This is a genomic window from Mesorhizobium sp. WSM4898, assembly GCF_029625845.1.
Classification (GTDB): domain Bacteria; phylum Pseudomonadota; class Alphaproteobacteria; order Rhizobiales; family Rhizobiaceae; genus Mesorhizobium.
Map to the genome: position 1 here is coordinate 23,895 of NZ_JARTVQ010000017.1, position 12,721 is coordinate 36,615.

At 58.7% G+C, this 12,721-nt stretch carries 11 protein-coding genes and 1 riboswitch; of the genes, 4 read left to right on the forward strand and 7 right to left on the reverse strand.

Annotated features, from left to right (window positions below):
* Positions 1-19 precede the first annotated feature (19 nt).
* Positions 20-586, forward strand: coding sequence for a hypothetical protein (locus P9228_RS30220; protein WP_063169418.1), 567 nt, complete (start codon positions 20-22; stop codon positions 584-586).
* Positions 587-1,491: 905 nt separating this feature from the next.
* On the opposite strand, the gene P9228_RS30225 is transcribed toward P9228_RS30220, so the two are convergent.
* From P9228_RS30225 to P9228_RS30255, 7 genes are all read right to left on the reverse strand, one after another.
* Positions 1,492-2,307: a hydroxymethylpyrimidine/phosphomethylpyrimidine kinase gene (locus P9228_RS30225; protein ID WP_063169417.1), complete on the reverse strand. Its 816-nt coding sequence runs from the start codon at positions 2,305-2,307 to the stop codon at positions 1,492-1,494.
* Complete coding sequence (locus P9228_RS30230; RefSeq protein ID WP_063169416.1) at positions 2,298-2,903, reverse strand: thiamine phosphate synthase; 606 nt, start codon at positions 2,901-2,903, stop codon at positions 2,298-2,300. Before P9228_RS30230 ends, P9228_RS30225 begins: the two co-directional genes overlap by 10 nt.
* Positions 2,900-3,673, reverse strand: a complete 774-nt coding sequence (locus P9228_RS30235; protein ID WP_024504259.1) for a thiazole synthase — start codon at positions 3,671-3,673, stop codon at positions 2,900-2,902. The genes P9228_RS30230 and P9228_RS30235 overlap by 4 nt, the downstream gene beginning before the upstream one ends.
* A 1-nt stretch (position 3,674) precedes the next feature.
* A complete protein-coding gene (thiS, locus tag P9228_RS30240; RefSeq protein ID WP_024504260.1) occupies positions 3,675-3,872 on the reverse strand; it encodes a sulfur carrier protein ThiS in 198 nt (65 codons plus the stop codon).
* The gene (thiO, locus tag P9228_RS30245; RefSeq protein ID WP_063169415.1) at positions 3,841-4,842 is read right to left on the reverse strand and encodes a glycine oxidase ThiO; all 1,002 of its coding nucleotides are present in this window, start codon (positions 4,840-4,842) and stop codon (positions 3,841-3,843) included. The genes thiS and thiO overlap by 32 nt, the downstream gene beginning before the upstream one ends.
* Complete coding sequence (gene thiC / locus P9228_RS30250; protein ID WP_063169414.1) at positions 4,839-6,674, reverse strand: phosphomethylpyrimidine synthase ThiC; 1,836 nt, start codon at positions 6,672-6,674, stop codon at positions 4,839-4,841. Before thiC ends, thiO begins: the two co-directional genes overlap by 4 nt.
* Before the next feature lie 103 nt (positions 6,675-6,777).
* A riboswitch (TPP riboswitch) is annotated at positions 6,778-6,894 on the reverse strand.
* A gap of 317 nt (positions 6,895-7,211) precedes the next feature.
* Positions 7,212-7,475 (reverse strand): hypothetical protein, encoded by a 264-nt coding sequence (locus P9228_RS30255; RefSeq protein ID WP_082826710.1) that lies wholly within the window; start codon positions 7,473-7,475, stop codon positions 7,212-7,214.
* Between the two features lie 491 nt (positions 7,476-7,966).
* Here P9228_RS30255 and P9228_RS30260 point away from each other — a divergent pair, with 491 nt between their 5' ends.
* From P9228_RS30260 to P9228_RS30270, 3 genes are read left to right on the forward strand one after another with little or no spacing between them, the layout of a single operon-like run.
* The gene (locus P9228_RS30260; protein WP_063169413.1) at positions 7,967-9,304 is read left to right on the forward strand and encodes a metallophosphoesterase; all 1,338 of its coding nucleotides are present in this window, start codon (positions 7,967-7,969) and stop codon (positions 9,302-9,304) included.
* Positions 9,305-9,306: 2 nt separating this feature from the next.
* Complete coding sequence (locus P9228_RS30265) at positions 9,307-11,373, forward strand: hypothetical protein (RefSeq protein ID WP_063169412.1); 2,067 nt, start codon at positions 9,307-9,309, stop codon at positions 11,371-11,373.
* Positions 11,370-12,425: a hypothetical protein gene (locus P9228_RS30270; protein WP_063169411.1), complete on the forward strand. Its 1,056-nt coding sequence runs from the start codon at positions 11,370-11,372 to the stop codon at positions 12,423-12,425. Before P9228_RS30265 ends, P9228_RS30270 begins: the two co-directional genes overlap by 4 nt.
* Positions 12,426-12,721 lie beyond the last annotated feature (296 nt).

Sequence of the window (12,721 nt, forward strand, 5' to 3'; positions counted from 1 at the left end):
TGCTGCCAGAGGAGAAGGCATGGCGAACGTGGACGAGATCAACCGTCTGACGGCCCTTGGCTTGAACGTCATCACAGCCATGGATGTCGCGGAAGGAAAACTAGACGAAGCCTTCGAGGTCGCCCGCGCTCAGGAGAAACGCAAGGTCGACATCTGGTGCAAAGGAAGAAAGAACATTCCGGTTGCACTGACTGCGATATGGGACTGCGATCCTGCAAACTTCTATCTCGCGTTCGACGGCGATGATCCCAGCGACCACGCTTCGACGGATTTCATTCTTATCGACGCTGATGTCACTGACGTTGGCGGCAGGCTTACCTACGCCGCCAGCAGGGACAAGGGTCCTTGGCATCAACGTTACAAGAGCAAGAGCTGTGGGATCGCCTACCGATGGCTGCATGGCCGCGGTGTCACACCGCCTTTGCTCGGCGAGTACCAAGGCCAAGTTCACATCGTAGGAGGCATGCACCGCTTCCATCTTGCCAAGCACTATGGGACGACGCGCATGCCATTCCTCGTCCGGAGGGCCGAACTAGCCGCAGTAATGGCGTTGATCCCCTCGGCGACCGACACCGCCAACTCGTAATGGCGGGGACTGCAGAAAAGAAGCGAATGAGTTGCGAACTTACCGGGATCACTCCCCGAAAGCTGACCGACGGCTTCCGGCCCCGTTGCGGCCATTCTTACTCCCGCACTTTGGCTTTTCCAGCGCTAAACCGGCCTTGGGCGATGAATGGAAACGGTCAGATGTTCCCGGTCTGTGCTCGAAAAGTCGCATAAAAGGGCAGACTGGTGTGACGTCCGGAATTATTGGGCCTTTCACGGGTTTACCGGTCCCGAATTATCGGTTGCTGGCGGGCGGGCTATGCGATTGAAAACAGGAGAGTTTTCTGGCTAAGGGTGGGGTTTCAGACTGAGTTTACCAATGCCCTTAATGACGATTAATTCTGGATTGGCATCAGGTGATTGGGTTTGCGCAGAATATAGCCGCCCTTATTGGTAAACCCGCTCACGGTCGACAACGGATTGGTCAACCTAGGACGACAGGATTGGTAAACCGGAGCCGCCCTATCGACGAAGGTCTAGCTTGGCGCATTCACTGTCGCCGGTAGGCAGATATTCGGGCGACAATCGGGACCAGCGTGCGACGCCGCCAAGCGTGAGACACGTCGGCTACGCCGCAAATCGACACGGTTTGACCGGGCGCAATACCGCACCGATCTTCTAATCTCGGCTTAATTCCGGAGAGAGGCAGATAATTCCGGACGCCACACTGATTGGTAACCTAAGGCCACCCACCACGCGGATTGGTAGCCCACAGGAATAGGTTTGGTAACCCTTATCGAGTGAGGGCCGCTCGTACCTTTCGGCGGGTTCGTTTCAGTTCTAAGCCCGGCTTAATTCTGGACAACGACAGATAATTCTGGACGGCACAGTGGAACTCAACGCGTTGTAAGGATGGCATAGAGAAGCAGTAGCCCTCCAGTCTCGCTACTGGAAAAATTCTGGAAAATGGGTCTGCTTGGCTGGACGCAGAACGTTGTGATTATTCAGCCGGCATTTCTGAAGCTTCTCGAACACAAACAGCTTGCCTTCGCGCACGCTATCTTCGAGCGACTTCGCCTTCGCCAGATGCGCCGCAATCGCGCTGGCCAGCATGCAACCTGTTCCGCGCATCGATATAGCAAGGCGCGGCGTGTCGAAGTGGATGGGTTCATGATCGGAGCGTAACAGAATATCGGCCGATCGGGGACCCGACGCGTGCCCACCCTTGATCAGCAGGGCCTGAGGGCCGACGGCCTGCAGTCTTTGTCCTTGTTGGAGCGCACCGTCCTCATCCGAAGCCGGTTCGGAACCAGTAAGGAGCGCCAGTTCAGGAAGGTTGGGCGTGACAATGCAGCAAAGCGGCATCAAATCGCGCTTCATGGCAGCGATAGCGCCTGCTTCCAGAAGTGCGCGGCCTGAGGTGGAGGCCAGCACAGGGTCGAGTACTGCCGGCACTTGCGGAAATTTGCGCAGCACTGCGGCAACGGCAACAATGATCTTGGCAGTCGCCAGCATGCCGATCTTGATTGTGGCTACGTCGTTGGCCTGTAGCGCGGCACACATCTGATTGGCCACCATGCTGGGTGGCGAATGATGGATTTCGATCACGGCGTCGTGCGTTTGCACCGTTAGCGCTGTGACGGCGAGACAGGTGCGCACGCCAACGGCAGAGATCGTCTCGATGTCGCGTGCTATTCCAGCACCCCCGCTGGAATCTGATCCGCCAACGACAAGCACATGCGGTTCTCGTCTCATCGCCATCGGTCCGTCTTTTCGATCCATTCTCGCGTGCGCGCTTCGGGGTCGAAGCTCAACGTGATGTCCGTGACCACTGCGGCGCTGTTGGCGCCGGCCTCAAAGACGCCGTCGAGGCGGTCGGGGTTGAGGCCGCCGATGGCGACCAATGGGATCGGCGCCACCCGCCGCTTCCACTCGCTGATCCGCTCTAGCCCTTGCGGTGCCCACTTCATTTTCTTCAAAGTGGTGGGATAGATCGGACCGAGCGCGACATAGTCGGGCTCGGCAAACATGGCCGTTTCCAGCTCGACATGATCATGCGTGCTCAATCCGAGCCTGACGCCCGCTGCCCGTATCCTCGAGAGGTCGGCCGTTTGCAAATCCTCCTGGCCCAGATGCACGAAATCGCAGCCTTCCTCGATTGCCAGGCGCCAATAATCATTGATGATGAGCTGGCTTTTGTGTTGGACACACCAGGCCTTCGACTTGCGGATCTCCGCGCGCAGCCCGGTTTCATCCATGGTTTTGATGCGAAGCTGAATCAGCTTGACGCCGAGCGGCGCCAACCTTTCGATCCAGGCGGCGCTGTCGACGATCAGGTAGAAGGGATCGAGCTTCATGAAAAAACGGCCCTGCCGACCATCGGTGTCGATGGCACGGCGACGTCGCGCGGTTCGAGCATTCCCGAACTGAACGCCTCACGACCGGCGTCGACCGCCTTACCGAAAGCACGCGCCATGCCGACCGGATCTGCCGCCTTGGCGACCGCTGTGTTCAGGAGCACGGCGTCAAAGCCGAGTTCCATGACGGTGGCCGCGTGCGACGGCCGTCCGAGCCCCGCATCCACAATCAGCGGGACGCCAGGGAAATATCCGCGCATCGAGCGCAGCGCCGTCATGTTGACCGGTCCCAAGGCGGAACCGATCGGTGCGCACCACGGCATCAGGACCTTGCAGCCCGCTTCCAGCAGCCGCTCGGCGACAACGAGATCGTCGGTGGTATAGGGGAATACCGCAAAGCCGTCCTCGCACAGGATGCGGGCGGCTTCAACCAGACCGAACACATCCGGCTGTAGCGTGTCGTGATTGCCGATCACTTCGAGCTTGATCCAGTTGGTGCCGAAGACCTCGCGCGCCATTTTCGCGGTGGTGACGGCTTCCTTGACGGAGAGGCAGCCGGCGGTATTGGGCAGGGTTCTGGCGCCCAGCGAGCGGATCAACGACCAGAATTGTTCGCCGGCCCTACCGCCCGCCATCTCACGCCGCAACGAGACGGTCACCACCGACGTGCCCGATGCCTTGACTGCATCGGCAAGGATGGCCGGCGAAGGATACTGAGCCGTGCCGAGAAGCAGGCGCGACGAAAGCTCGGTTCCATAAAGCTCCAACATGCTAGCCGCCCTGCATGGGCGAGAGGATTTCGATCCGGTCGCCGTCGCTCAACTGGAACTCCGCGCGGTTGGCTTTGTGCACGAGGTCGCTGTTGACGGCGGTGGCGAGCCAATCGCCCTCATAGTCGAGCGCGGCAAGCAACTCGGCCAGCGTGGTGGCGGCAATCTCACGCGCCTCGCCGTTGACCATCAGTTTCATGAGCATGCTCCTTGGTTCTGTCTTGACTGAAAACCAGGTCGGCAGCCTGGCGCGCCATGGCGGGGGCGAGGAGAAAACCGTGACGATAAAGACCGTTGATCGCGATGATCTCACCGTCTGTTTCGACGCGTGGCAAATTGTCGGGAAATGCCGGACGGACACCCACACCGGTTTCAACGATCTCGGCCTCACCAAAGGCCGGATGGAGGGCATGGGCGGCGCCCAGCAGCTCCATCATGGAACGCGCCGTCACCGGTCCGGCGCTCTGGCTTTCAATCATCGTCGCTCCGATCATGAAACGGTGATCGGTGCGCGGCACGGCATAAAGCGGAAAGCGTGGATGAAGCAAACGGACCGGCCGCGACAGCGAGACATCAGGCGTGCGAAGGATCAGCATTTCGCCGCGAACACCGCGCAGCCTGTCATCGGCCGCTGCCATTCCCATGCAGTCTATCTGACGGGCGAATCCCGAAACAGGCCGGGCGTCGCAGCCGAAGTGGAATTTGACACCCATGGTCGCAAGCTTGTCATGAAGTGCCGCCATCGCCGGGCGTGGGTCGAGGTGAGCCTCGTCGGGGAAGAGCAATCCACGCCGGAAGCGGCCGGCGAGGTCGGGTTCCAGGAGCGCAATTTCGTTTTCATCGACGCGCCGATGCCCTGACGTGCGACTGGCGAACCGGTCAAGCTCACCGGCATCACGCGGCGCGGCCACGACCAATGTCCCGGCCCGTGTCACCTGACCCGACAGCACCGCATCCCACCAGTCGGCAGCATCGCGTCCGAGATCCAGCACCGGCTGCTCCGCGCTTTCGCGCTCGCACCATGGCGCCAGCATGCCGCCGGCGAACCACGACGCGTTGCCACCAAGGCCATGCCGCATCTCGGCGACGGTGACCGTCGCGCCGCGGGCGGCGAGTTCGAAAGCGACGGTGAGGCCGGCAACGCCGGCCCCTTTGACGAGCACCCTCATGATGGTTTGGGAGCCTCTGGCACGACCGGTACGCCAGTCTCGTCCGCCTGCATGTAGAGATCGCCGCCCTCCCGGTATTTTGCCGCCATTGCCGCCATGCCTTCCTTCTGGGCCTCGGCACGGATGTCGTGGGAAATGCGCATGGAGCAGAATTTCGGCCCGCACATCGAACAAAAATGTGCCAGCTTGTGCGCCTCCTTGGGCAAGGTCTGGTCGTGGAAGGACCGTGCGGTTTCGGGGTCGAGCGACAGGTTGAACTGGTCCTCCCAGCGGAACTCGAAGCGCGCGCGCGAAAGGGCATCATCCCTGGTTTTCGCTGCCGGATGGCCCTTCGCCAGATCGGCTGCATGGGCGGCTATCTTGTAGGTGATCACGCCAATCTTGACGTCGTTGCGGTCGGGAAGGCCGAGATGCTCTTTCGGCGTGACGTAGCAAAGCATTGCGGTGCCGAACCAGCCTATCATGGCGGCACCTATCCCTGAGGTGATGTGGTCATAGCCCGGCGCGATGTCGGTCGTCAGCGGCCCCAACGTGTAGAACGGCGCCTCACCGCACACTGCGAGCTGCTTGTCCATGTTCTGCTTGATCTTGTGCATGGGGACATGGCCCGGGCCTTCGATCATCACCTGGCAGTCCTTTGCCCAGGCAATCTTGGTGAGTTCTCCAAGTGTTTCCAGTTCGGCGAATTGCGCCGCGTCGTTCGCATCGGCGATTGAACCGGGACGAAGGCCGTCGCCGAGCGAGAAGGAGACGTCATAGGCTCTGGCGATGTCGCAGATCTCCTCGAAATGCTCGTAGAGGAAGCTCTCCCGGTGATGGTGCAGGCACCATTTGGCCATGATCGAGCCGCCGCGCGAGACGATGCCCGTGACCCGGTCGACGGTCAGCGGGATGTAGTGCAGCCGCACGCCGGCGTGGATGGTGAAATAGTCGACGCCTTGCTCGGCCTGCTCGATCAGCGTGTCGCGGTAGACCTCCCAGTTCAGATCCTCGGCGATGCCGTTGACCTTTTCCAGCGCCTGATAGAGCGGCACCGTACCGATCGGCACCGGCGCATTGCGCACGATCCAGTCGCGGATGTTGTGGATGTTGCGGCCGGTCGACAGGTCCATCACCGTGTCCGCGCCCCAGCGGATAGCCCAGACCATTTTTTCGACCTCTTCGGCCATCGACGATGTGACAGCCGAGTTACCGATGTTGGCGTTGATCTTGACCAGAAAATTGCGACCGATGATCATCGGCTCGCTCTCGGGATGATTGATGTTGGCGGGAATGATTGCGCGCCCGCGCGCCACCTCGTCGCGCACGAATTCGGGTGTGACGAAATCTGGGATCGCCGCGCCGAAGGCTTCGCCGTCGCGTTGCAGCTTGCCGCGCATCACCTCGCGGCCGAGATTCTCGCGGATGGCTACGAACTCCATTTCTGGCGTGATGATGCCGGCGCGCGCATAGGCAAGTTGGGTCACCGCCTTGCCCTGCTTGGCCTTGAGCGGCCGATTGCGTATCGGAAATTCCGGTGTCAGGCGCTCGCCGGTGGCGAATCCATTGTCTTCCGGCCGGACGTGGCGGCCGTCATAGGCTTCGACATCGCCACGCGCCGTGACCCATTCGTGGCGAAGCCGGGCAAGGCCTTTTTCGATGCTGGTTTCGACTGATGGATCGGTGTAGGGGCCGGACGGATCGTAGACGGTGACGGGCGGTTCGCCGGCCGTCGGATGGACGGAAATCTCGCGCATCGGCACCCTGATCTGCGGGTAGAGGACGCCGGGCTTGTGGATTTTCCGCGAGGCGGGCAGTGGTCCCGTCGATACGGCGGGGGTGAGGGCATTCATCGTGAGGCTCCTTTGCTCATGCATTGGAGACCCAGTTCTGTGCCGGAAGGATGAAAAGACGCTTCTGTAGACCTGCTGCAACAGGACCTCGGGCGTAAACTCCCGCAAAGCGCTTGCACCGTCCCTACGCCAGTATGAACTGGATCAGGTTCAACGGGTCACTGCGCCGCGAAAGCCAGCAGTATCTCAGCCCCTTGCCGGGACTCCCCTGGTGAATGCCTTAGGTTGAACGGGCTGACGCTATCTTGTCAAGCGCATTCGGGCGCCTTCGGCCGGTGGCGACGACCGGCGGCCAGCCGGGCGGAGAGCTCGCGCATGCATCGGGGACAAGTCACGCCCCGTAGACCGGGGCTGAATGGCCAAAGCCTCATTCGCTTCGTGAAGGATGGAGAAACTGTATTGGCCATGTGCGCGTATCGACCAAGTAGCTCAGGCGGTCACGGATGTGGTTATTCTGGTCGAAGGTGACGAACGGCCTTGGGGGTCACCTCCTTTAGGATTCAGAGGTTGGAAGACGGCTTCTCGCGATCACGGCCATCAGGAAATACCTGTCTTCGGCTCAACCTCGACATGGCGTCCGATCGACCGCAGATATACAGCTATCTCGTTCATGAGATGATCGCGTTCGCCGTAGATTTCAGCAATCCTACGCAGCTGTGGCTCGACGGCCCTCCGTTGCGCTGGCGTGAAATCAGCATCGCCAAAGACGTATCCCAAGTTGCCAATCGCGCAAATTTTGCAGCCGGCGTCCACAACTGCTTGTACGAATGCCGGAATGTCTTTTTCTTGCATGGTCTTCATGTCGAACCTCTCGTGAATGGCGTGCTTGCGCCCCAATCTGCCTTTTCAGCGTGTCCTCTGGGCGGCGCAAGCCCTGAGCGTGACTGTGCACGGGCAACCTCGACTATCCCATCTGCCACGCTCTTTAGAATCGGTGGGGTCTGGTGATCGCAGGCTGGGCCACTCAAAAGCCTGCAAGAAGAAAGTCATGGCGACCATTGCTCAAGATCGCAAGGGTGCGTGCAAGACCTTCCGTTGGCAGTCATGCACGCTCGCTCAGAGATAGTCCGGCCGCGGAAATTCTCCCTTATTCGTAAGAAAGCTCATTGAGCAACTGGGCATTGAGCAACTGGGTCTCACGTCACGGGTCTCGTGTGCTTCACAGCCGAAAAATAGCCGCCGTGGCAATTCTCGAAAAGTGCAGGCTACCTCGTTAAGGACACTGCGGATGATCGTTCGCGCTTGGCAAAAGCGAACGGATTAGTCTATGGCTCTCGGCAGGGGGGCGAGTTATGCGGCGGGTGCGAATCCTTCAAGTAGGCGATATTCACTATCCGGACTGGCATCCTTCCTCTAGCAACATCGATGCCAAGGATAGCAAGTTCGCTCCGAAAATAACGCAGAAGCTACGCGCGTCTTCGCTGCGTGCCGTCTTGACGAAACTTCGGCGGCTGACGACTTCGAAGCCCTTGGATTCGATCGCCTTCATGGGGGATTTCACGAGCCGTGGCGACAAGACCTTCATTGCTTCGGCATTCCAGCATTTCACGTTGCTCTGCCGCGCACAGGGACGCAGTTCAAAGGCGCTTCCGTTGATATTCGTACCGGGAAATCACGATGTGAACCGTGATGACGCGCGCGAACTTGGACCGACTGAGAAATTCAGCGAAATGGCGAGTTTAGCCGCCCGCTTGGGTTGGCAGACCGTTCCCGTGGACCAACCCGTGCACTTCAGACTTCCGACAGGATCCGCAGGCGCAAACTTCATCCTCGTCAACACAGCGATAGGCAGTTGGGAGCTTCAAAACCTTCCCGCGTTCCTTCGTGATCGTCTCGAGGCACTCAGTCCTTCTACAGAGCCTCTAGATCTCGGCTCGCCGGACATCTCGGGACATTCGCCCGCGACACCTCCCAGCGATCCAGACAAGGAGGCGTCCGACGACGAGTATTACGGTCAGATGGACACGCCATACATCTCGCGTGAGATGCTTGCAGGCCTACAGGAATTGCTCCAGCAGCCCGACATGCGTTACGGCATCATAATCGGCCATCACAATCTGCTGCCACAAAAGACTCCGCGCATTACGCCATACGCGGAGATGCTCAACAGCGGATTTGTCAGAACTCAGCTGCTGCAGGGCAACAAGCCTATCGTCTACCTGCATGGACACATACATGCTGATCCGGTCGAGATCGTCAACGATCCAAGGTTTCCGGACGGCAAATTGATCTGCATCTCAGCACCAGAGATACAGTCAGGTTTCAATGAGCTCGTCTTCTTCACGACCGATCAGGGAGAGCTCGTCGGCATCCGACTTATACCCTACCGCACCAATGTCGCCGACGGGACGGTCATGGAAGGCGAACATTGCTTTATTTCGACCATGTCCAACGGCAAGGCCTTTCTGAACAACGACACGTTTGACCTGCTGCGCCGACTGCGCGACCATGCCACCAGGCGCGGGAATGGGTTACTCTTCTGGGACGAGATCACTGAGATTGCTGCCTCCGCCGAGCTCGGGCTAGATCTGGAAGACTCTCTTCTGATGCTCCAAGCGGCGCGCTTCATCGAGATAGACGGCCTCACCAAGGCAAACTCGGCTTGGCGCATTAAGGTAAGGGACGAATAGCGATGGAGAATCCGTTCGGCCCCAACAGGATCGAGTACGAAAGCCGCCCGATACTGTGGTTCAGTCAGAAGTCGGCGTTGATTTCTGCCGCCGCCAAGCCGGTCTTCGTCGCAGGGACGAGAGGCAGCGGCAAGACCAGCATTCTTCGCTCGCTTTCCACAGTCCATATTCTTGAAGACAAAAGTCTCTCGGACCAAGTCGGCAAGCTCGCTTGGTATGGCGTCTTCTTCCAGCTCAATGAGACATTCTCGCCCCTAATCGACAACGCCGTTCTGAACCTCATTCCGGAGCGGATACGCTTCGACACGGCCGCCGTGATCCCGCGGCAATTCGTAATCTTCTCTCACTATCTGGAGCTGAAGATAGTCGAACGCCTGCTCGAGAGCATCGGCCAGCTCAGACGCGACGGCCACTTGAAATACCGGGCCTCCGAAGATAGGGACGTCGCCCTGGCACTGCATCGCGAAGTGCTGCACTTCATACCCCAACCTGCCCGTCTCGACTTCTTCAGCATCGATGAGCTGCGGGGTGGGATAACCCGGTACGTCGACGAATGCTTCAACGCGTTCTTCTTTGCCGCCGATGCCGGAGCGACCGGCTTCAGAGCAACAGACCCTGGCGCGATCATTAACAAGGTCGCGACCGCGATCACTCCACTTTTAAATGGCCCATCTTTCGCCGGTGACAGGGCGCCCTTCTTCAAGATACTGATTGACGACTGTGAAGCACTGACACCGCTCCAACAGCAGTTCCTGAACACCTTGGTGAGAAAGACGCGCGGCAACGTGAAATGGGTCCTCGCCTACATCGGCGGCCTCTACGACACGATCCGGACGATCATACCCGGCCAGTCGCTCTCGAATGCTGACCGGGACGTCGAGAATCTTGATTCAGTCGATCCGAGGGAGTTCGCCACGCTGTGCGAGAACGTGTCGTCGCTTCGGCTGTACTATGCGCTTCCTGACCATCTGCGGAGTGATCTCGAGCGCAACGATGCGCTCAGCGCGTTTTCGCTCAAAAACCGGCTGGGGCGGCTTTCCGTCAATGACATCATCGAGCGGGTTATCATATCGGGTCATTCCGAGGGCAGAGAAGAGCTTGTGGCACTTGCTGATGCAGCACGTGAATTCCTCTCCGTGAATTTGAGGACGGCGGATCAGCAGCAATTCCTTCTTGATCGAAAAGCGCGCCCTTATGCCGAAGGGCTGGCGCTCGCGCTCATGAACCCGGAAATTAAGCGCCGGCCCATGAGCAAGGCGGATGCTTCAAATCTGAAGAGGTCGATCGCCCGGAAACAGGGATGGGCTTTTCTGAAAGCGTGCCAGATGCTGCGTCTGCATGACTACCCGTACGTAGGGCACCAGATCATCACATCATTGAGCGACGTCTGTATACGCGATTTCCTTGATATAATGGGAGAGATCTTCCGCCGCAGTGTTCCGAGTTCCAGTGATCCACGAAAACTGGTGGAATTCATCAACTCGGATTTACAGATTCATCTCGAACAGCAGAGACAGGCTGTGAACGCCGCCTCTCAACGGAAGCTTGATGGACTTCAGGCGCTTTCACATCCGTACGAAGAAGAGAGCGTGCGCATGGTGCGGGCGTTGGGTTACCTGACCGCTCGCCTCCAGACAGAGTTTGCCGAAGAAAATGCTCTAGGAACGACAGAGAGAGGCATTTTCAGGGTTGATCTAAAGGAAATGCGCTCGCTGGTGAACCGACTGGAGCAACCCAGCGGAAAACTGGACGAGGTCCTGCGTCGGGCGGAAAGGGATGGGTTTATCCGGGAGGTCTCCGCCGCCGGCAACTTTGAGGTGGACCGCGCCGACCCCGCATCGAAGGAGATGATGATCAGATTGCATCGGCGATTTGCACCTTACTTCGGGTTCTCCTATCGCGGCCCGTACGAAATCAACACAATCCCTGCGGCGCGGATGGTCGACCTGCTTTTTACCAGGCATCGGCTCCCAGAAGACTGGGCCGACTCGGTGTTTAAGGAGCTCGTCGCGCGGCCCGCACTCAAGACCGAATTCCAGCACTCGCTTTTCGAGAGCGATCTCGAATGACCGCTTCAACTGTCGAGTATCGAGTCTTCGGCCATCTGGCCGTCACCGAGAAGGCGAGAGATGCAGGTACCTGCGAAACGATGGAGGCAGATATCGCGATCGTCGCGCTTGGATGGGAAACGCGTTTCGCCGCGTTCGAAAACCATCTTGACCTGAAGGTCGGCAAGATCGTGGTTCTGGACTTTGCTCTGAAGGAAGCGAACGTCCCAGCCGTCGAAGAAAACCGGCGAAAGCTCATCGCTATGGGTACCCGATGGGGCGTCGAAGTGACTGTGATCACCCTCGAGCCTTCCATCGAGTATCAGAAGAACATCAATCTCCTCGATCACCTGCTCACTCAGATGGCCGCTTCATGTGGCTCATACGAAGGAAGCCTGCGGAAGGTTTTCGTCGAGTGCTCGACGATGCCGCGAATCTACATCCAATGGCTGATTGCGGTGGCATTCAAGAAAATGTCGATTCAGTCTCTCGAATTCGGGTACGCCGAAGGTATCTACGGGAACGCGATCGGCAAAGAGGATTTTTCCAGCGGCTTGGACCGATACGTCACCGTCCCTCATCTTCAAGGCAGCGGAGGAATGGGCGAAGAGAAAGTCCTGCTCGTGGGGATCGGAGGAGATGCCGACGTATTCTACGGATTGATCGATATCGTCAGTCCGGAACGGATCTCGCTCCTCGTCCCAAGAAGCGACAAGAATGCGCATATCGATGCTTTGCTCGATCAACAGGTGGCCAAGGTACGTGAAACCCACCGGCTCGAAGATGGCGAAGTTCGCGACATCCAGGCTTTCGGGCTGATGGCCCACCTCGATGCTTTCGAGACGTATCTCGACGGGTTCGGCTCGCGTGCGGTGGTGAACGTTTTTGTCAGCGGCCCGAAGGTTCAGGCCATCGCTGCTGCCGTGCTCGCCTGCTCCGACAGCCGCGTCCATCTCAAGGCAAGAATTCCCACCTCCTATGCCCATCGTGAAGTCTCAGCGAATGGGCGGTATCATATCTATAGGCTGATTGACCTGACATCCCCTGCCTGCAGCCTTCCCGGGACGTTCTGACACTATCTTGCATTCGAGTAGCATCATGGTCCCAGTAGCCGTTCCGCCAAGCCTTCAGCGCATGTTCGTGTCGCCCGATCCGGTCGATGGGGGGCTAATTCCCACTTGGAAGCTGCTCTACATCAGATCAGGGGGGAATGCAGACTGGCAGAATTCCGTCTAATTAGCGACTAGCTAAAACATATACTCAGGCGAGACTGTTCAGCATAGAAATAGTGAGTCGGCCGTGAACTATCCGCAAGCCATTGATCTGGCCTGTTGATTGAGGCGGATAGCGGCTTTGGAATTGCAGGATT